15 protein-coding genes are annotated in these 18,689 nt (G+C 71.1%); 7 read left to right on the top strand and 8 right to left on the bottom strand.

Annotation, left to right across the window (positions count from 1 at the left end; genetic code table 11):
- The first annotated feature begins 93 nt into the window (after nucleotides 1–93).
- The gene (locus tag ACIQMR_RS26955) at nucleotides 94–900 is read left to right on the top strand and encodes an IclR family transcriptional regulator (RefSeq protein WP_401392316.1); all 807 of its coding nucleotides are present in this window, start codon (nucleotides 94–96) and stop codon (nucleotides 898–900) included.
- Nucleotides 901–1,273: 373 nt separating this feature from the next.
- Here ACIQMR_RS26955 and ACIQMR_RS26950 read toward each other — a convergent pair whose 3' ends face one another.
- Together ACIQMR_RS26950 and ACIQMR_RS26945 are read right to left on the bottom strand one after the other, a co-directional pair.
- Nucleotides 1,274–1,987, bottom strand: coding sequence for a class I SAM-dependent methyltransferase (locus ACIQMR_RS26950; RefSeq protein ID WP_401392313.1), 714 nt, complete (start codon nucleotides 1,985–1,987; stop codon nucleotides 1,274–1,276).
- A 36-nt stretch (nucleotides 1,988–2,023) separates the two neighbouring features.
- A complete protein-coding gene (locus tag ACIQMR_RS26945; RefSeq protein ID WP_401392310.1) occupies nucleotides 2,024–2,335 on the bottom strand; it encodes a DUF5955 family protein in 312 nt (103 codons plus the stop codon).
- 568 nt (nucleotides 2,336–2,903) lie between these two features.
- On the opposite strand from ACIQMR_RS26945, the gene ACIQMR_RS26940 reads away from it, so the two are divergent.
- Together ACIQMR_RS26940 and aceB are read left to right on the top strand one after the other, a co-directional pair.
- Entirely contained in the window at nucleotides 2,904–3,515 is a 612-nt protein-coding gene (locus ACIQMR_RS26940) for an NTP transferase domain-containing protein (protein ID WP_401392307.1), read from the top strand.
- 234 nt (nucleotides 3,516–3,749) lie between these two features.
- Nucleotides 3,750–5,372 (top strand): malate synthase A, encoded by a 1,623-nt coding sequence (gene aceB, locus ACIQMR_RS26935; RefSeq protein WP_401392304.1) that lies wholly within the window; start codon nucleotides 3,750–3,752, stop codon nucleotides 5,370–5,372.
- Between the two features lie 223 nt (nucleotides 5,373–5,595).
- On the opposite strand, the gene ACIQMR_RS26930 is transcribed toward aceB, so the two are convergent.
- Both ACIQMR_RS26930 and ACIQMR_RS26925 read right to left on the bottom strand, forming a co-directional pair.
- Nucleotides 5,596–7,953 carry a hypothetical protein gene (locus ACIQMR_RS26930; protein WP_401392301.1) on the bottom strand — a complete coding sequence of 786 codons (2,358 nt, stop codon included), beginning with the start codon at nucleotides 7,951–7,953 and terminating at the stop codon, nucleotides 5,596–5,598.
- A gap of 202 nt (nucleotides 7,954–8,155) precedes the next feature.
- Complete coding sequence (locus ACIQMR_RS26925) at nucleotides 8,156–8,893, bottom strand: DUF6333 family protein (protein ID WP_401392298.1); 738 nt, start codon at nucleotides 8,891–8,893, stop codon at nucleotides 8,156–8,158.
- 130 nt (nucleotides 8,894–9,023) lie between these two features.
- Here ACIQMR_RS26925 and ACIQMR_RS26920 point away from each other — a divergent pair, with 130 nt between their 5' ends.
- Together ACIQMR_RS26920 and ACIQMR_RS26915 are read left to right on the top strand one after the other, a co-directional pair.
- The gene (locus ACIQMR_RS26920; RefSeq protein WP_401392295.1) at nucleotides 9,024–10,739 is read left to right on the top strand and encodes a restriction endonuclease fold toxin-2 domain-containing protein; all 1,716 of its coding nucleotides are present in this window, start codon (nucleotides 9,024–9,026) and stop codon (nucleotides 10,737–10,739) included.
- A 25-nt stretch (nucleotides 10,740–10,764) separates the two neighbouring features.
- Nucleotides 10,765–11,220 (top strand): hypothetical protein, encoded by a 456-nt coding sequence (locus ACIQMR_RS26915; RefSeq protein ID WP_401392292.1) that lies wholly within the window; start codon nucleotides 10,765–10,767, stop codon nucleotides 11,218–11,220.
- 107 nt (nucleotides 11,221–11,327) lie between these two features.
- Here the strand turns inward: ACIQMR_RS26915 and ACIQMR_RS26910 are convergent, their stop codons facing one another.
- The 3 genes from ACIQMR_RS26910 to ACIQMR_RS26900 form a co-directional block, all read right to left on the bottom strand.
- A complete protein-coding gene (locus tag ACIQMR_RS26910; protein WP_401392289.1) occupies nucleotides 11,328–12,284 on the bottom strand; it encodes a fibronectin type III domain-containing protein in 957 nt (318 codons plus the stop codon).
- 85 nt (nucleotides 12,285–12,369) lie between these two features.
- Nucleotides 12,370–12,660: a SelT/SelW/SelH family protein gene (locus ACIQMR_RS26905; RefSeq protein WP_401392774.1), complete on the bottom strand. Its 291-nt coding sequence runs from the start codon at nucleotides 12,658–12,660 to the stop codon at nucleotides 12,370–12,372.
- A gap of 39 nt (nucleotides 12,661–12,699) precedes the next feature.
- Nucleotides 12,700–14,859 carry a hypothetical protein gene (locus ACIQMR_RS26900; RefSeq protein ID WP_401392286.1) on the bottom strand — a complete coding sequence of 720 codons (2,160 nt, stop codon included), beginning with the start codon at nucleotides 14,857–14,859 and terminating at the stop codon, nucleotides 12,700–12,702.
- Between the two features lie 302 nt (nucleotides 14,860–15,161).
- Here ACIQMR_RS26900 and ACIQMR_RS26895 point away from each other — a divergent pair, with 302 nt between their 5' ends.
- On the top strand, nucleotides 15,162–15,791 hold the full coding sequence (locus ACIQMR_RS26895) for a TIGR03086 family metal-binding protein (protein ID WP_401392284.1): 630 nt from the start codon (nucleotides 15,162–15,164) through the stop codon (nucleotides 15,789–15,791).
- 175 nt (nucleotides 15,792–15,966) lie between these two features.
- Nucleotides 15,967–16,818, top strand: coding sequence for a chitosanase (locus tag ACIQMR_RS26890; protein ID WP_401392281.1), 852 nt, complete (start codon nucleotides 15,967–15,969; stop codon nucleotides 16,816–16,818).
- A 95-nt stretch (nucleotides 16,819–16,913) separates the two neighbouring features.
- On the opposite strand, the gene ACIQMR_RS26885 is transcribed toward ACIQMR_RS26890, so the two are convergent.
- Nucleotides 16,914–18,389 (bottom strand): nucleobase:cation symporter-2 family protein, encoded by a 1,476-nt coding sequence (locus ACIQMR_RS26885; RefSeq protein ID WP_401392278.1) that lies wholly within the window; start codon nucleotides 18,387–18,389, stop codon nucleotides 16,914–16,916.
- Nucleotides 18,390–18,689 lie beyond the last annotated feature (300 nt).

The raw sequence follows: 18,689 nt of genomic DNA, 5'->3' as shown, positions 1-18,689 counted from the left end.
TGACCGGCTCCGACGCCTCGCCGCAAGCGCTGTGCCCCGCGCAGCCGCCCGGTAGGCTGCTACCTTGCCCGTCCGCCTGAAAGGACCGTTGACGTGCCGACGTCCAGCGCCAGCACCACCGACGCCGCCAAGCCCGCCGCCCACAGCGGCGGTGTGCAGTCCCTCGAGCGCGCCTTCGATCTGCTCGAGCGGATGGCCGATGCCGGGGGCGAGGTCGGGCTGAGCGAACTCTCCGCGAGCAGCGGGCTCCCGCTGCCCACCATCCACCGCCTCATGCGCACCCTGGTCGCCTGCGGGTACGTACGCCAGCAGCCGAACCGCCGTTACGCCCTGGGCCCCCGGCTGATCCGCCTCGGCGAGAGCGCCTCCCGGCTGCTCGGCACCTGGGCCCGCCCGTACCTCGCCCGGCTCGTCGAGGAGACCGGCGAGACGGCGAACATGGCGCTGCTCGACGGCGACGAGATCGTCTATGTCGCTCAGGTGCCCTCCAAGCACTCGATGCGGATGTTCACCGAGGTCGGCCGGCGCGTGCTGCCCCACTCGACCGGCGTGGGCAAGGCGCTCCTGGCCGACGCACCGGCGGAGGAGGTACGGGCACTGCTCGCCCGCACCGGCATGCCGGCCGCCACCGAGAAGACCATCACCACGCCGGACGGTTTCCTCGACGCGCTGGAGCAGGTCCGCCGCGCCGGGTACGCGGTGGACGACAACGAGCAGGAGATCGGGGTGCGCTGCCTCGCCGTCCCGGTGCCCGACTCCCCCACCGCCGCCGCGATCTCCATCTCGGGACCTGCCGGCCGGGTCACGGAGGCGGCGACGGAGAAGATCGTCCCGATCCTGCAGACGGTGGCGAAGGAGCTGTCCGAGGCCCTGGCGAGCACCGCGGCGTCGCAGAGCTGAGTACGGGCCCGGCCCGCGCCGCGCCCACCGTCGGCGGACCTGGACGGGCCACGGGTCGAGGGCGGCACGGGACGGCCTGGCGGCAGTAGCGGCCGCAACCGGAAGGTGTCCGAAGGACGATCAGCCCGGCGTCGCCGGAAGTCGGCGACAGTCCCGCCCGGCATCCCCGGAAGGCGACCGAAGGCAAGTCCCGCCCGGCGTGCCCGGAAAGCGACCGAAGGACGAATCCCGCCCGGCGTCGCCGGAAGTCGGCGGACAGTCAGGCCCCGCGTGCCCGGAACGGAAGGCGACCGGAGGCCAGTCCCGCCCCGGCGTCGCCGGAAGTCTGCGGACAGTCACCCCGGCGTGCCCGTAAAGCGGCCCGGAGGACGAATCACGCCCGGCGTCGCGCCACCACCGTCGCGCAGCGCACGGATCCGTCCCGTCGGCGTCCCAGCCCCTCCATCGGCCGCAACTCCACCTCGAACCCGGCCCGTTGCAGCTCGGCGAGTACCTCACGCAGCGGGAAGGTGCGGTAGTACATGACGAAGCCGGGCCGCCACACCACGTTCCGTACCCGCATCACCGTGTCGAAGCCCAGCATCGCCAGGTACGCCGGCGAACCGAAGCGCGGCGGCGCACCGACGGGGAAGGCGAAGACTCCGCCCGGTTTCAGCACCGCGTGCACCTGTGCGAACAGCCCCGGTCGTTCCTTCGGCAGGAAGTGGCCGAACGCACCGAAGCTCACCGCCAGGTCGAAGTCCGGCCGGAACGGCAGGGCGCGCACATCCGCCCGTACCCAGTCCGCGCCGGGCTCGGCGTGCCGGGCCATGCCGAGCATGCCCGAGCTGAAGTCGACGCCGACGACGCGTTCCGCGCACAGTTGCCGCAGGGCGCCGGTCCCGGCTCCCGTACCGCAGCACAGGTCGAGCCCGGTGCGGAACGGACCGAAAGGCCGCAGCTCACGCACGGTTTCGTCGAGGATCCGGTCCGGCGTGCGGAACGGGGTCAGGTCGAACTTCGGCGCGAGCAGGTCGTAGCCGCGTTCGACCGACGAGAGCGCCTGGACGGCGAGTTCGCGGAGGGTCGGCCCCTGGGAGGTGAACATCGTCTCCCAGGGTATGCCGACCCGGTCCGGGCCGGGTCAGATCTTCGGCTCGCCGAACATCTCCACCGCGTTCCGTACGTTCGTCAGTCCGCCCGCCAGCGCGCTCACCGAACCGACCGCCCCGGCGATCAGCAGCAGTGAGCGCCGCAGCCGCCGGATCTCCGGCACTCCGCTGACCGCCATGGCGTCCATCGCCGCCAGTTCGTCCTCCGCGATCCCGCGGTCGGCGAACTCGGCCGGATGCCCGGCCAGTTCACGGCGGAGCCGGGAGACGGCAGCGCGCAGCTCCGTCACTCTCGGGTCCTCGCCGCTCCGTGTCACCCGCGTCTGCCCCACGCTCCGCAACAAAGCTCTCCCCCTCGCACATCGTCGTGCTGCCCGGTGAACGACCCGCCGGACGGTGGTCAAGCGCCTGGGGTCGCGGGCCAGTTAACGCCATTCCGTATGCGCTTCGCCACTCCGCGGTACGAAATTCAGCTCGACGTGTCTACTTCCCGCACCTTGCGCCGGACCGTCGGATCGGGCGTGACGCAGATGAGCCGGCCGTGGGCGCGACGTACGCGGCGGAACCGGCCGCGCCGGCGAGGACCACGGGGGACGGCGCGCCGCCGGGAGCGGCAGGCGCCCCACCGGGGACGGGTGGGCCCGCCGGCGCCGAGTCGAGCGGCGAGCCGGTGTCCGGCCGCCGTGCGCGGGTCGTCGTGCGCGGGTCGTCGTGCTCCAACGGCTGGAACACGCCGCGGTGTTCCGCTTGCCGACTGCTCATCGGTCCAGATACCTCGTGCTGAACTCCTGTGCCGGTAACGGCACCCTGATGCCGGAACGCCACCCTGATGCCGGAACGGCACCCTGTCCAAGGCCGTCGCGTCACCGCGCCACCGCGCCACTGCGCCGCCGGATGAGGTAAGCAGGGTGTATGGCTCACACTCCGGACAGACCGCAGGTCGTAGGACTGGTGCTGGCAGCGGGCGCCGGGCGCCGGCTGGGCGGGCGGCCGAAGGCGCTGCTGGAGCACCGCGGCCGCCCGCTGGTGGAGAACGCGGTGCGGGTGCTGCGGGCGGGCGGCTGCCGGTCCGTGCACGTCGTCCTGGGGGCGGCGGCGGACGAGGTGCGGCGGCGGGCCGAGCTGGCGGGCTGCGTCGTGACCGTCAATCCGGACTGGGAGGAGGGGATGGGCTCCTCCCTGCGGGCGGGCCTCGCCTCGCTCGGCGCGGCGGACGTACAGCCGGACGCGGTACTGGTGTCTCTGGTGGACCAGCCGGGAATCGGCGCGGCGGCGGTGGCGCGGGTCGTCGCCGCCTGCGAGTCGTCGTCCGCGCTGGTGTCGGCGGCGTACGACGGCCGGCGGGGCCATCCGGTGCTGTTCGGCGCCCGGCACTGGGCGGGGGTGGCGGAGCGCGCCTCGGGCGATCGCGGGGCGCGGGACTACCTGCTGGAGCACGAGGAGGAGATCACACTGGTCGAGTGCGGGGACGTGGCTCAGGCGTACGACATCGACACACCGGAGGATCTGGCGCACCTTGAGTGAACGGCATGGCACCGAGCGCCACGATGTGTCGACCCGGAGAATCTCGACATCAACAAACCATTGAACTTCCACCATGCGGTAACTACTATCCACTGATCAGAAGCGCCCCATACCTTCGGACGGGGCCGACGACCGTGTCTCGGAGCCCTGGCACTGAGTGCCGTGTGACGCCGCTGCGGCCGCCGGGCACCGCCCGTGAAGCTCGTAGAAGCTCGCTGAAGGAAGTGACAGCTCATGTCCGCACCAGCGCCGTCGCCGCTGGCCATCGTCGAAGCCGAACCACTGCCCCGGCAGGAGGAGGTGCTGACAGACGCGGCACTCGCCTTCGTCGCCGAGCTGCACCGGCGGTTCACCCCCCGGCGTGACGAGCTCCTCGCCCGCCGCGCCGATCGTCGTGCCGCGATCGCCCGCACCAGCACCCTCGACTTCCTCCCGGAGACCGCACAGATCCGCGAGGACGAGAGCTGGAAGGTCGCGCCGGCCCCGGCCGCGCTGAACGACCGGCGCGTCGAGATCACCGGCCCGACCGACCGCAAGATGACCATCAACGCCCTGAACTCGGGCGCGAAGGTCTGGCTCGCCGACTTCGAGGACGCCTCGGCACCCACCTGGGAGAACGTCGTCCTGGGCCAGCTCAATCTGATCGACGCCTACGAGCGCCGTATCGACTTCACCGACGACCGCACGGGCAAGTCGTACGCGCTGCGGCCGGCGGACGAACTCGCCACCGTCGTGATGCGCCCGCGGGGCTGGCACCTGGACGAGCGCCACCTGACGTTCGAGGGCCGCCCGGTCCCGGGTGCGCTCGTCGACTTCGGCCTGTACTTCTTCCACAACGCCAAGCGGCTCATCGACCTCGGCAAGGGCCCGTACTTCTACCTGCCCAAGACCGAGTCGCACCTGGAGGCCCGTCTCTGGAACGACGTCTTCGTCTTCGCCCAGGACTACGTCGGCATCCCGCAGGGCACCGTCCGCGCCACGGTCCTGATCGAGACGATCACGGCGGCGTACGAGATGGACGAGATCCTCTACGAGCTGAAGGACCACGCGGCCGGCCTCAACGCGGGCCGCTGGGACTATCTGTTCTCCATCGTCAAGAACTTCCGTGACGGCGGCGCCAAGTTCGTCCTCCCGGACCGCAACGCGGTGACGATGACCGCGCCGTTCATGCGCGCGTACACCGAACTCCTGGTCCGCACCTGCCACAGGCGCGGCGCCCACGCCATCGGCGGCATGGCGGCCTTCATCCCGTCGCGGCGCGACGCGGAGGTCAACAAGGTCGCCTTCGAGAAGGTCAAGGCCGACAAGGACCGCGAGGCCGCCGACGGCTTCGACGGCTCCTGGGTCGCCCACCCCGACCTGGTCCCGATCGCCCTGGCCTCCTTCGACGCGGTGCTCGGGGACAAGCCCAACCAGAAGGACCGCCTCCGCGAGGACGTGTCCGTGGCGGCGGGCGACCTGATCGCCATCGACTCGCTCGACGCCCACCCCACCTACGAGGGCCTGCGCAACGCCGTCCAGGTCGGGATCCGCTACATCGAGGCCTGGCTCCGCGGCCTCGGCGCCGTCGCCATCTTCAATCTGATGGAGGACGCCGCCACCGCCGAGATCTCCCGCTCCCAGATCTGGCAGTGGATCAACGCGGGCGTCGTCTTCGAGAACGGTGAACGCGCCACGCCAGAGCTGGCCCGCAAGGTCGCCGCCGAGGAACTGGCCGCGATCCGCGAGGAGATCGGCGAGGAGGCCTTCGCCGCCGGCAAGTGGCAGCAGGCCCACGACCTGCTGCTGCACGTCGCGCTGGACGAGGACTACGCGGACTTCCTCACCCTGCCGGCGTACGAGCAGCTCACCGGCTGATCTCCCGTACCCGTAACCGACGCCGCCCCCTGGACCGCATACGGCCGGGGGGCGGCTCACTGTCCGCACGGATCACACCGCCGCACAGATCGCACCGCAGGAACCGCAGGAGCCGCAGGAACCGCCGGAGAGCCCGGGAGCCGGCGGAGCCCGGGAACGGCCGAACAGCTGTCCCCCGCACCCAGGACACGAGTGCGGGGGACAGCGTCCGGGCAGGCAGCCGTCAGACGGACCGGCCGTCCGCGGACCTGCGGCGTCGCATCCACCATGTCAGCGCGCCGCCCGCGACCGCGAGCGCCGCGGCCAGCGCGGCGATCAGCCCGACCGGGGTGCTGTTGCCGGTGTCCGCGAGGTCACCGTCCGGGTCGTGCGCCGGCGGAGTCGTCCGGTCACCACCGGGTGCCGACGGGCCGGGTGCCGGGGTCGACGGGGTGCCGCTCGGCGTCGGGTCGCCCGGGCCGGTCGGCGTCGGCGTCGGCTTCGGGTCCTCCGGGGTGGTGGGCTGTTCGGAGGTGGACCCGCCGAGGAAGGCGGTCTGGCTGTCCTGGTAGGTCACCTCGGTCTGGACGGATGTCCTCGTGGTCTTGTCCAGGCCGCGGTGCTGGGTGTCGAACTGGGTGCGGCTGATGTTCTGCTTCGGCGCCTTGGAGAAGTCGACCCCGCCCATGGACAGGATCCACACCTTGCCGTCGTAGACGCGCTCGAACTTGTAATCGCCGTTCTTGAACGAGTGGACGTACTTGTCGTAGACGGTCTTCTTGTCCCAGTCCTTGTTCTCGCCCCTCAGCGGCCACCGCTTGACATCATTGCTGTTGATGATCTTGCGGAAGTCGGTGGGGCCGACCGCGTCCTGACGGCGGACGTACTCGGCGGCCACCCGTGAGGAGTAGACGCGGCGCAGGTCGGCGTAGGACTTGTCGTCGTTGACGCGGCGTTCGAGCTCCGGCTGGATCATCGTGAGGATCAGGGTCTCGGCCTGCTTGGTCTGCGCCTCGGTGAGCTTGCAGGTGTTGGTCGGCACATCGGGTCCGGTGGGGACCTCCATGTTGACCTTCAGCGGCGCGTCAAGGATGTAGATGCCGCCGTCCTGCTCCCGGACCTTCGCAGGCTTCGGGGTGATCCACTGGCGGATGATGGGCAGGCAGGGCATGCCCTCCGGGGTGCGGGGTGCCGCGCGCCAGAACTGCTCCCCGCGCTCGTACTTGTCGGGGTTCATCGCATCCGCGTAGTCGTGCTTGAGGGTCAGGTCGGCCTCCAGCAGGATGCGCCCGGCGTCGGTCCTCGCGAACTCCTTGTCCATGATGACGTCGGGGCGGATCGGGTTGAGGTTGACCCAGAACTTGTCCGGGGTCAGGGCGAGCCAGGTGAAGAAGGCGTCCGAGGCGAGCTGGAGGTTGGTGTCACCGCCGAAGCCCGGGTTCTCGTCCGGGTCCTTGACGTAGTCGGCCTTCATCGAATAGTCGAGGCCCTTGCCCTTGACGGGAGTGCCGACGTAGTTGATCTCCAGGGTGGAGAAGTCGATGCCTCCGGGCCCGCGGCCGAAGTAGCCGCCCTGGTTGTTCTGGTTGTACATCGCCTGGATACGGCGCGCTTCCTCGATCGTCTTCCCGGACCGCAGGGCCTGGTCGATGATCGGTCCCCGGCCGCCCTTGAGCGGGTCGGGGTTGAACCGCTTGTCGTAGTTGGTGTAGACGTTCGGCTTCTGCGTCCGCTCGATGGCGTTGGACCGGCGTTCGTTGATCCCGGCCTGGGTGCGGCTGGTGCCGCGGTCGCGCTTGAGGTCCTCGTCGAACTGCTTGATCCGGTCCCTCGTCGTGTCCTCGGTCCTGGCGCCGGTCAGGTACCGGAAGGTCGACTTCGGCTTCTCCTTGGCGATCTGCCGGTCGGCCTTGAGCTGGTCGGTCTCGACCTTGCCGTTGGACTTCATCTCGACCTTGCGCTCGGTGCGCCGGTTGTGCGCGTCCACGACGCGCGTGCGCTTCTCGCCGGTCTCGGGGTCGGTGTACTCGATCGGGTCCTGGCACCACCAGTCGGGGCCGACCATGTTGTACTTCTTGACCATGCGGGCCTCGAACGCGTCGCCCCGGAGCGGGTTGCCGTGGGCACCGATGTAGCGCACGTCGAGGAAGCGCCTGAAGTCCTTGTAGCCCGTCGAGTTGTCGTACTGCGAGTTGTAGCGGGCGTAGATCTCCATGACCTTGTCCGCCGGGCTCTTCGTCTTGTTGAACTTCCGCTGCCACTTGCGGTAGTCCTTGCCCGCCGCCTCGCGCTGGGCGTCGGTCGGCGGCTGCACCCCGTCGTACGCCTTCGCCGGGTTGTCGTACGTGTAGTTCTCGTCGTTCGGCCACGCGTCGTACGGAAGGCTGTCCGGCGGACCCGAGTTGGCCGGGGTGGAGGGGAACTTCTTCCCGAGGAACTTCTCGTCGCACCGCTTCGGCTTGACGTTGGGTGCCTTCGCGGCCTCCGCCACGTCGAGGGCCGGCAGTCCGGTCAGGGTCACGGCCGCCGCGGCGGTGAGGGCGACCGCGATGCGGCCCCACACACGCCGGTGGCGCGCCCGTTCGAGTATCTGAATGCTCACTGGCTTCTCCCCCGTGGGAGCCCCATTGCTGTCAGGAGACGTACGCGGCGCCATGGGCTCCGAGGTCAACTGGTGTGAATGCGCCGGTAGTTGTCCACTGTATGAGGAGAGCCTGCCGGGGATCCGGCATTCGGTCGGCATGTCCGCGCCAACTTGCGCGTGTTTCCGTATCGTTACGGTCGCAACGCGCCGGATCCGATCGTCAGAACGAGCCGAACCCGTCGGGCCCGCCGATCCAGGTCTCCTCGAGATCGCCGGTGGCCCCCTCGGTGTGCCGCACACGGAACACGGACAGCTCCCGGCCCTTGCGGAGCAGCGGGCTCACGCTCTGGAGGGCGAGCCGCACGAGAGCCTGCCAGGCGAAGTCCCCCGGATCGGCGTCGAGGTCGACGCCCTTGCGCTCCAGGTCCTCGGGGCGGACACCGAAGGCGTCGACGACCTGGCGCGGGCTGCCCTCGACATCCCAGTCCCCCTCACCGCTCCACCCCGCGGCGAACAGGCGTGCCCCATCCGGGTGGTGGATCACATGGGTTCCGTAGGTCATGTTGTGGTCGATCGTCGCCGAGCCGATGACGACCGCTCCGGGGAAGCTCTCGGCCAGCGCCTGCGCCTGATCGGCGAGAGGGAAGGCGCCGCCGGTGACGACGAGGGCGGGATCGTTGACCTCGGTCACTGCTCCCCAGCATCCGACACCGACCAGGTCGAGATCGGCACGGGTCTCGAAGGGCGGCCGCTCGGTCGCCTCGATCCGGCCCGCCTCCTCCACGACCGCGTCGATGGTCCCGAACGCCCCGGCGAACTCCCGCGCCCGTACCGGGTCATGAGCGGGCAGCTCCGCGGCGCCGCCGGGGAAGGGCCGTTCGACGAGGGTGAGCCTGAACTCCCCGTGCTGCGCGATGCCCTGCTCCGGCGGACAGTCCCAGAAGTCGTTGTCGGTCATGAACGCCACGGTAGCGAGCCCTCGGCAACATCGGCCGGGGCACGTCCGCTTGGGGCCTCGGCATGACGGGGCGACGCCGCGAGGGACTCCGGCGCGCCCGCCGGTCGGCGCACACGATCGTCCGAGAGCCGTGCAGACGATCCACCGATGCCCGTACTACGTTGATCACTTACGTCTGCAACGGGGAGGCAGCACGGTGAGTGGACTCGCACCGGACCTGAAGCACACCGCCGAAGGCATGATCCGCGGTTCGATGGGGCTGACAGAGGCAATGCGCGGGGCGCGCGACACGACCATTGCGCTCAGCCACGAACTCGCTCGCCAGCACGGGATGGCAGGGGATGACGACGCGGGTCGCGAATTCGCCAAGGTCTACGTCTCGGCGGCCTCCGAGACGCTGAACCAGATGGGCTTCAGCTCCTACATCCTCGGCGAGACGAGCCGCGGTCTCATGCGCACCGCTCGCGAGTTCATGACCCAGGAGAGCAAGGTCGCCTCCGCCTTCCTGCAGAGACAAGTCGACTTGACCCTCGGAATGGGCGACCCGGGGGCGGACTGCCCCGAGAACTACCTCGGCCTCGGGCGCGAACTGCCCGAAGTGGTTGGGGAGACGGCCTGGTACGACCAGTACGCCCCGGCGGGCAGAAGTGACAGGTTCAGAGGATCGCAGGAGAAGCTGCGGGACGTGGCCGGGTCCTGGCGACACGCGTCATCATTGATGCAACGCTTCCTGGAGGACGCGCAGACCTACGCCGGGACCGCACGCAACGCACACGCCGGCGAGGCGTCGAACTCCTTCCACGCATACGTGAAGAACTTCGTGGGCATGACCTGCCCGCCCGCCAAGGCCGAGCCCGAAGAGCCTCTGATCACCAACCTGGTCGCGGCCTGCTCCCAACTGGCCAAGGCGTGCGACCGGTACGCCGACCACGTGGACACCGCCGAGCCGAGGATTCGGCAGCACCTCAGCGACCTCTTCCAAGTGGACATGCCCTGGGACACGCCCATGTTCGGAGGCAACGGGTACGACGGCGGACTGCTCGACGCCGTCCTCGGCGACCCATGGATACGCGACCTGGGCAACGTGGCACACGCGCTCGACTCGTCGGCTGGACGCGTCAAGCTCCCGCAGCCCGAAGGCCCGACCGGACCGGCGCTTCCCGGATCGCCGCTGCTACCGCCGCCGTTCATCAGGGTGCCCGTGCCAGTCCCCGTGCGCATGGCGTCCTTCACGGGAATCGCGACACCCATGCTGCTTCCCACGGTCAACCCGGTTGATCCCGGCATCCCGTTCGCCGACCCCATACCGCCGGCGCCGGGGAGTACTCGCCTCCTTACGGCCACGGAGCAACAGCAGTTCCGGACCTGGGCGAATTCGCTGAGACCAGGTGGGCTGGCCGGAGGCGGCGGGCCTCACAACCCCGACAACGCCTACCAGCTGCGCATCGCCGGCTACCCCGAGCGTGAGGTGCCGCTTGCAGGACACGCCCGCGGACTCATGGTGGACGGTGTGCGCCCAGCGGACGGCCACCTCGTCGAAGCGAAGCATGTACGGGACCCGGACTGCACGAAGAAGAGCTTCAGATCCCTCGACAGAGTCGAGGAGACCTTGGCGAAGCCCGTCAAGGTCAACAGCCAAGGCAAGATCGCGTGGGATCCCGTGGTGGACTCCATGTACTCCGGCGACGAGAGAGAACTCACCAGGTACAAGCAGGCCATGGCCAATCCCGCGAACAGCGAGATACGTGGCTTGGAGATCGTCACGAACGGCAGGGACAATGCCGCTTACTGGCAATCCATGATGGCGATGACGGGTACTCCCGGATCGACGCGCTACGTGCCATGAATCAGCCGTGAATCAGAGGAACAGAGTGGCCACCGAACGCAATATCCGCACCAACATCGGTTTCTACCCGCCTCAGGAGGACGGCGGCGCCTGGCGGTCCAGCCTGCCGTCACTGGAGCGGGCGCTCCAGCAGGGGTTTCCCGACGCTGTCATCGACCACCGGACCTCGGCGGTGCACGGCCGGCAGGCGCTCGACTTCGAGATCGCACTGGCCCCCGACGTGTGGATCGTCGGCACCTCGTCCATGGAGGAGCCCGACTACGCTTTCATCACCCTCACGGATGTCACCGCCGACGAGGCGGCCGTCTTCGCCCTGTGGCTGCGTGACTCCTTCGCACCGGCTCCGGACCTCGTGCGATTCGTCAGCAGCCTCGCCATGGCCAACGGCGAGGCGAACCCATGGGTCCTTCCGGCCTCGGGTGGCAGCGAAGAGGTCCTGGCGGAGATCCGGCGTCACATCGACACCTTCGACACCTTCTGAACCTGCCGGTCTCGCAGCCGCATCGACGTCACCGGCACGTTCTCACCATGCTGATCGCCGGTTGCGCGGAGCAGCCGTTCTCCGGCGAGCAGCCCGACGAACGCGAACTAGCGGACCACCACCGTCCGCTGGGCCGAGAAGTCCCCCCAGTTGCCGTCCGGGAGCTTCGCGCGGAGTTTGACCGAGTAGCGGGTGCCCGGGGGGTCGGTGACGGTGAAGGTGTAGGTGGCGCGGCCGGGCGGGGGTTGGGTGCCCCAGACGATCGTGGTGGCGAGCTTGCCGTTGAGGAAGAGCTGGTGCTCCTTCACCGGGGCGCCGGTGTTCGGCGGGGTCCAGTGGAGGTCGACGCTGCCCTTGCGGGCGGTGGCGACGAGGCCGGTGGGGGCCGTGTTGGGGGCGGCGCCCGGGGCCGGGGTCGTGGTGAGGTCCACGGGGGCGCTGTCCGGGGAGGAGTTGTCGGCCGCGTCGCGGGCGCGGACCGTGAAGGTGTAGACCGTGCCGGGACGCAGGCCGGTGACTCGGGCCGTGGTGGCGGTGCCGGGCACGGTGTGGATCCGTGAATCGGCCTGGTAGATGTCGTACGCGGTCACCGCCTGGTCGTCGCGGGAGCGGCCCCAGGCGAGGGTGACCTCCCGCGCTCCCCGCACCCGCCCCGTCGCGCTGCCCGGTGGGGTCGGAGGACGGCTGTCGGCGACCGCCGGAGCCAGGGTGGTCGCCGGTACGGCGGAGCTGTGCGGCGAGGCGTTGCCGGCTCCGTCGAGGGCACGGACCGTGAAGGTGTAGGGGGTCGACGGGGTGAGCCCCTCGATGTCGGTCATGTGCGTGGCCGCGGGGACGGATTTCACCCGCGTACCGGCGCGGAAGACCTCGTAGGCGCTCACGCCGGTGTCGTCCGTCGCGCGCTCCCACATCACGTGGACGGAGGTGGCGCTGCTCGCCTGCGCGGTGACGCCGCGCGGCGCGGACGGGTTGTGGGTGTCCTTGGCCTGGGCGTCGCCGCCGCACGCGGTGAGCAGGAGCGCGGTCGCGCACGTCAACACGGACAACAGCAGGGGGCGTTGCACCGGACTGCCTCCTTCCGCCGGGGGCATTGGTCCAGACCTGTATGGCACAGGCGGAGCCGCCCCCGCAAGGGTGCGGAAGGAGCGGCTACCGTTCGGAGTGGCCCAGGGTCCGGCCCGGTGCCACGCGGTCCCTGACGGCGCGTTTCACCGCGGTCGGTTCGGGAAAGCCCTGCTGCCGGCGGTCCCATACGGTCTCGCCGTCGACGCGGACGACGAACACGCCCCCGATTCCGGGTTTCAGCCCGACTTCGGCGAGTTCGGACCTGTCGAAGGTGCCGAGGAGTTCCTGGGCGAGCCAGGCCGCGCGAGGCAGCCAGCGGCACTGGGTGCAGTACTCGATCTGGACGCGGTGCCCGCCGGGCTCCCGGTCTTCCATGGGCAGGGGCGCGTCATCTCCCGCGGACACCTGGCGGCCTCACCTTCCCGCGCCGCGGCGGCGTGCCGCGGTCCGTCCCGTCGTCGCCTTCGCCGCCTTCACGGCGTGCGCCGCCAAGTCTGCCACCCTGCCGTCCGGGTGACGGTCACGCAGGTCCTCCAGGACCCGGACCGCGCTCGCGGGGGCCACCTCGGTCAGCGCGGGCACGAGGGACTCCGCGCCGCCCGGCCAGGTCGTGGCGGCCTCGTCGAACGCGTCGAGGAGGGCCGTGGGGACCGGCTCCGGGTCGCGGTCCTCGGAGGCGGCGACGAAGGCGCGCATGTCCGCCGCCCAGCGGGCGTCCAGGTCGTCGAGGAGGAGCGCGGCGCGGGCGGTCGGGGGGACGAGGTCCAGGTCCGCGGGCTCGCCCCGGGAGTGGAGGAGGCGGTGGGCGTGGGCGCCGGTGACGGGGTCCGCGAGGGCCGTGCGCAGGGGGCCGTCGGGGACGGCCGCGCGGTCGAGGCGGTCGAAGAGCGCCCCGGTGAGGGTGCGGTGGAAGTCCTCGGCCTTGGCGGTGGAGACGGCGCGCAGCAGTGCGTCCCAGGCCTCGTCGGTCGCGCCCCGGGCCGTCGTCCACGTGGTCAGAGCCGCGGCCGCGGCGCCCGGCGGCCAGTACTGGACGGCGGCGACGGTCACCGCCGCGTCCCAGGACGCGACCGTCTCGTCGTCGGGTGCCGCGACATGCCCCACGGCCAGGACATGGCGGACGACGGCGTTGCCGAGCGGCGTGAGGCCGTAGGTGTCGCCGGTGCGGAAGACACAGCCGGTCTCCGCCAGCTCGTCGACCACGGCGGCCAGTTCACGTGCCGGTTCGCCGAGTTGCGCGCGGTCGGCCTCGGTCAGTTCCGGCAGGCCGAGGAGCGCGGAGAGTGCGTCGAGCGGGGGCGTCGAGTACGCGGGCGGCGCCGACTCCGGGACCGCGACCGGTGCGTCCTCGATGTCGGGGGAGATCGTCAGGTCGGTGTGGGCGGTGGCCTTGCGGGCCACGGACTCGGGGGTGCCGCCGCGTTCGTACAGCCCGTAGAGCACATGGGCGGCATCGAGGGCGTATTCCTCGTCCGGTGCCTTGTCCGGGTCGGAGCCGGAGGCGATGCGTTCGACGACGGCGGCCAGGATGTCGGCGGCGAGTTCGGTCAGTTCCTGCGGGGTTCCGTCGGTCCAGACGGCCGTGGCCGGTCCGGGGAATCCGCACTGCTCGGCGAGTTCGTGCACGTCGTCGGCTCCTGCCGCGAGCGCCGCCGGCAGCGGGGCGGCGTGCAGCAGCGCCCTGACCTCGCCGGGGGCGGGCAGGGCGGCCGGTGGCGGCAGCGGCGCGGCGGAGTCGCCGTAGTAGTCGAGGTGTTCGTCGAGGAAGCGGTCGGCGAGGACGACGTGGGGCAGGGCTTCCGGGCCTGGGGCGAGACCCTCGTACGGGCCGGAGAGCGCGGCGCAGAGGCCGGCGGCCGTCCAGCGGTCGGTCAGGGCCGCCGCCAGGTTCTCCAGCTCCGCGGTGAGCGCCTCCTCGGGCCGGTCGGCCGCGAGGGCGGGCGTGGCGGGAAGCAGGGGCCCGGCCGCGGAGGGGCCCTCGATGTCCTGGGCGAAGGCGGCCATCAGGGCCTCGGTGAGCCGGATGCGGGAGGCGAAGGTGCTCGCGGTGACGTCGGAACGGTGCAGCGGAGCGGGCAGTTCGGGGCGGTCGGCGTGCGGTGCCGCGTCCAGCGCGGCGAGCCAGGCCCGTACGGCCTCGGCGTCGTCCGCGTCGACCCCGTCCGCCCGCAGCAGCGACGCGTACCAGCGCGGCCAGGTCAGATTCCGGGGGTCGGCCATGGCCCGCTCACACTCCGGGACGGCCTCGTCCACAGCGGCGAGCAGGCGCGCGTGTCGCTTGGCGTTCAGGCGGCCCGCCGCGCGCACACGGTCCGCGAGCGCGGTGAGCACGTCCGGTACGGCGGCGAGCTCGTCCGGGTTCGCCCACAGCAGCAGGGGCAGATCCTCCACGAGCACCCGGCGCAGCAGCTCAGGCGTCGGCTCGGGCACGCCCGCGCGGCGGTCCGCGCCGTGCAGCGCCAGCAGCGTCAGCAGCGCGTCCGAGGTGCGTACGGGCAGGGCGGCCTTCCGCTCCGTCTCCGCCCAGGCGAGGAAGTCGTCGAGGCCGGTGTTCAGGGCACTGGTACGGGTCACTCAGGGAGCGTATGGGTGCTCGCCGGGGCCGGGGCGCTCGGCGCGAGCGGATGGCCCGATCGGGCGACCGGGACGGCCGGAACAACCGGAACAACCGGACGATCCGGCCGTCGGGAACGGTGGTGCCGTGATCACCACGGTCGGCGTGACCGCCCCGGGGCGGCCAGGGGTCCGGGGCGGCGCCGGTCCTCGCGTGCGCCCGGAGCGAGGGCGGGGCCGGGCGGGGCCGGACGGGACCGGCTGGGGCCGGGCGGGACCTGAGCGCACCGATGAGTTCCGGCTCGCGGTGGGGTCCTACAGTCATGGAGACGAGCAGCAAGAAGGATGCGAACAGCACGAACACGCCGGACCTCGGACCCGTGGCCGCCGGCATGGCACGGCTCGCGGCAGGCGTCACCGACGCGAGCCTCGGGAATGCGACGCCCTGTCCGAAGTACGCCGTACGAGAGCTCCTCGCCCATGTCGTCGGGCTGTCGGCGGCCTTCCGTGATGCCGCCGGCAAGGAATTCGGGCCGTCGACCGGCACGGACCCGGGCACGGTCGACTGGGTCCTGCAGGACGACTGGCGTACGGAGCTGCCGCGACTGCTGGAGGAGCTCGTGACCGCGTGGCGCGGTCCGGGCGCCTGGGAAGGCGACACCCAGGCAGGCGGGATCGTCTTCCCGGCCGCGATCGCGGGGCGGGTCGCCCTCAACGAACTCCTCCTCCACGCCTGGGACCTGGCCCGCGCCACGGGCCAGGACTACGCCCCGGACGAGGCCTGCCTGGAGGTGTCGTACGCCCTGTTGGCCCCGGCCGCGGACGACCCGGGCCGCGAGGGCATGTTCGGCCCGATCGTGCCCGTGCCCGAGGAGGCTCCGCTCCTCGACCGGGTCGTCGGCCTCAGCGGTCGCCGACCGGACTGGACCCCGCAGACGGCGGAAGACAGCTGAGAACGGCCGAAGACGGCTGAGGACGACTGAGGAGGTGAGGACGGCTGAGGCGCTCGGGAAACCGAACGGCCCGTGATCCGACGGCGCACGGGCGGGGTGTACGCGGACCGCACCCTCTGATAGGAAAGATTCCTAACAGAACAGCGGAGCGCTGAACTCCCCTTGGAGGTCACAGGTGCACGTCCCCCACCGAAGCACCACCGCACGACGTACCGTTCTCGCGACCGCCCTGCTCGGGCTCGCGGCCGCGGCCCTGCCCGGTACGGCGGGTGCCGCCCCTGAAGCAGCCGCGCCGGAGGACCCCGCCGGCGCGTACGCCATCGGGCTCGACGACCCGGCGAAGAAGGACATCGCCATGAAGCTGGTGTCCAGCGCGGAGAACTCCTCGCTGGACTGGCAGGCGCAGTACCAGTACATCGAGGACATCAGCGACGGCCGCGGCTACACGGCCGGCATCATCGGATTCTGTTCCGGCACCGGCGACATGCTCGATCTGGTCGAGCTCTACACGGACCGCCGGCCGGGCAACGTCCTCGCCGGCTACCTGCCCGCCCTGCGCGAGGTCGACGGAAGCGACTCGCACGAGGGCCTCGATCCGGACTACCCGGGCGACTGGCGCGCGGCGGCCCAGGACCCGGAGTTCAGGACGGCCCAGAACGACGAGCGCGACCGGGTCTACTTCGACCCGGCCGTCGGACGCGGCAAGAGCGACGGCATCGGCGTCCTCGGACAGTTCATCTACTACGACGCCATCGTCATGCACGGCGACGGCGGTGACAGCACCAGCTTCAGCAGCATCCGTGAGCGGGCGCTGGGTCGGGCGAGGCCGCCGGCGCAGGGAGGCGACGAGGTCGCGTATCTGCACGCCTTCCTCGACGCCCGGGTCTGGGCGATGAAACAGGAGGAGGCCCACGAGGACACGAGCCGCGTCGACACGGCGCAGCGGGTCTTCCTCGACGCGGGCAACCTCGGCCTGGACACGCCGCTGGACTGGAAGGTGTACGGCGACAGTTACCACCTCGACTGAGGGCGGCCCCGGCGCCTCGGAAGCACCGCACACGCAGCGGAGAAGTACCGCGGAAGTACGGCGACGGCGGCGTCCACGCCGTCGCCGTACGCGCCTCAGCGCACCGGAAGCGGGTCCGGGTGCGAGTCCGGGTGCGAGTCCGCATGCGGCTCCACGCCCGCCCCCGGCTGCGCCCCCGACTGCGACTGCGACTGCGACTCGGACGGCTCCTGGGACGAACGGCCTTTCACACCCAGGTGGTTGAAGGCCAGGTTCAGCACGATCGCCACCACACACCCGGTCGAGATCCCCGAGTCGAGCACCACCAGCAGGTCCTTCGGGAAGGCGTGGTAGAACTCCGGGGCCGCGATCGGGATCAGCCCGATGCCCACGGCCGCGGCGACGATCAGCGCGTTCTCGCCCTTCTCCAACGCCGCCGTGGCCAGGGTCTGGATGCCGCTCGCGGCGACCGAGCCGAAGAGGACGATGCCCGCACCGCCGAGGACCGGGAGCGGGACCAGGGCGATGACGGAGGCGGCGACGGGGCACAGCCCGAGCAGGACCAGGATGCCGCCGCCGGCCGCGACGACGTAGCGGCTGCGCACCTTCGTCATGGCGACCAGGCCGATGTTCTGCGCGAAGGCGCTGCACATGAAGCCGTTGAAGAGCGGGCTGATCGCGCTGCCGAGCGTGTCGGCGCGCAGGCCGCCCTCGATGGTCCGCTCGTCGGCCGGCCGGTCCACGATCCTGCCGAGGGCGAGCATGTCGGCCGTGGACTCGGTCATGCAGACGAGCATCACGATGCACATGGAGATGATGGCGGCGAGCTCGAACTGCGGCGCGCCGAAGTGGAACGGGGTCGGGAAGCCGATCGGATCCGCGTCGCGCAGGGCGTCGAGGCCCGTCATCCCCATGGGGATCGCGACGAGCGTGCCGGCGACCAGGCCGAGCAGGATGGCGATCTGCTGCAGGAAGCCGCGCAGCAGTTTCCTCAGGCCGAGCACGATCACGAGGGTGAGCGCCGCCATGCCGATGTTCTGCATCGACCCGAAGTCCGGTGCGGCCGAATCGCCGCCCTGCGCCCAGCGGAAGGCGACGGGAAGCAGGGAGACGCCGATCAGGGTGATGACGGTGCCGGTGACGACGGGCGGGAAGAACCGTACGAGTTTGGAGAAGTAGGGGGTCAGGACGAAACCCAGCACGCTCGCGACGATGATCGCGCCGAAGATGACGGCGATGCCGTCGTAGCCACGGTCCTTGCCGATGGCGATCATCGGGGTGACGCCGGCGAACGAGACGCCGTTGACGAAGGGGAGCCGGGCGCCGACCTTCCAGAACCCGAGGGTCTGGAGCAGGGTGGCTATGCCCGCGGTGAAGAGGCTGGCGCCCATCAGGAACGCGGTGTCCCTGGCGCTGAGGCCCACGGCGGGGCCGACGATCATCGGCGGGGCAACGACACCCGCATACATGGCGGCCACGTGCTGCAGGCCGCTGGTGAACATCTTGAAGGGCGGGAGCGTCTCGTCGACCGGGTGCTTGCGGTCTTCGGGGGCGGCGCCTGCATCGGGCTGAAACCTGGGCTGTGCTGCCACGGGCGGTTCCTCCGGTCGGTTAACACATCGGCATCGACGTGGGTGTCAGGGAGGTGGTGCGAAGTGGTGCGACGTACTGCGGGTGGTGCGTTGTTGTGGAGTGGTGATGCGCCCAGAGAAAGCGTGCCGATGGGGTGGCGACACGAGTCACCGTCCCGGGGGGGGGGGGGGGGTTTGGGCCCCCCCCCCCCCCGGCCCCCCCCCCCCCCCCCCCCCCCGGGGGCCCCCCCCCGGGCCGGGGCGCGCCCCCCCCCCCCCCCCGCGCGGGGGCCCGGGGCCCCCCCCCCCCCCTGCCCCCCC

Source organism: Streptomyces sp. NPDC091376 (assembly GCF_044757085.1).
Classification (GTDB): Bacteria; Actinomycetota; Actinomycetes; order Streptomycetales; family Streptomycetaceae; genus Streptomyces; species Streptomyces pratisoli.
Note: the sequence above shows the minus strand (reverse complement) of the source record. Positions and strands in the feature narration are given on the sequence as shown.

Coding starts and splice junctions, on each gene's coding strand:
- ACIQMR_RS26950 (WP_401392313.1), bottom strand. CDS start 1,987: ATGTTCACCTCCCAGGGGCCGACCCTCCGCGAACTCGCCGTCCAGGCG.
- ACIQMR_RS26940 (WP_401392307.1), top strand. CDS start 2,904: ATGGCTCACACTCCGGACAGACCGCAGGTCGTAGGACTGGTGCTGGCA.
- aceB (WP_401392304.1), top strand. CDS start 3,750: ATGTCCGCACCAGCGCCGTCGCCGCTGGCCATCGTCGAAGCCGAACCA.
- ACIQMR_RS26925 (WP_401392298.1), bottom strand. CDS start 8,893: ATGACCGACAACGACTTCTGGGACTGTCCGCCGGAGCAGGGCATCGCG.
- ACIQMR_RS26905 (WP_401392774.1), bottom strand. CDS start 12,660: ATGGAAGACCGGGAGCCCGGCGGGCACCGCGTCCAGATCGAGTACTGC.
- ACIQMR_RS26895 (WP_401392284.1), top strand. CDS start 15,162: ATGGAGACGAGCAGCAAGAAGGATGCGAACAGCACGAACACGCCGGAC.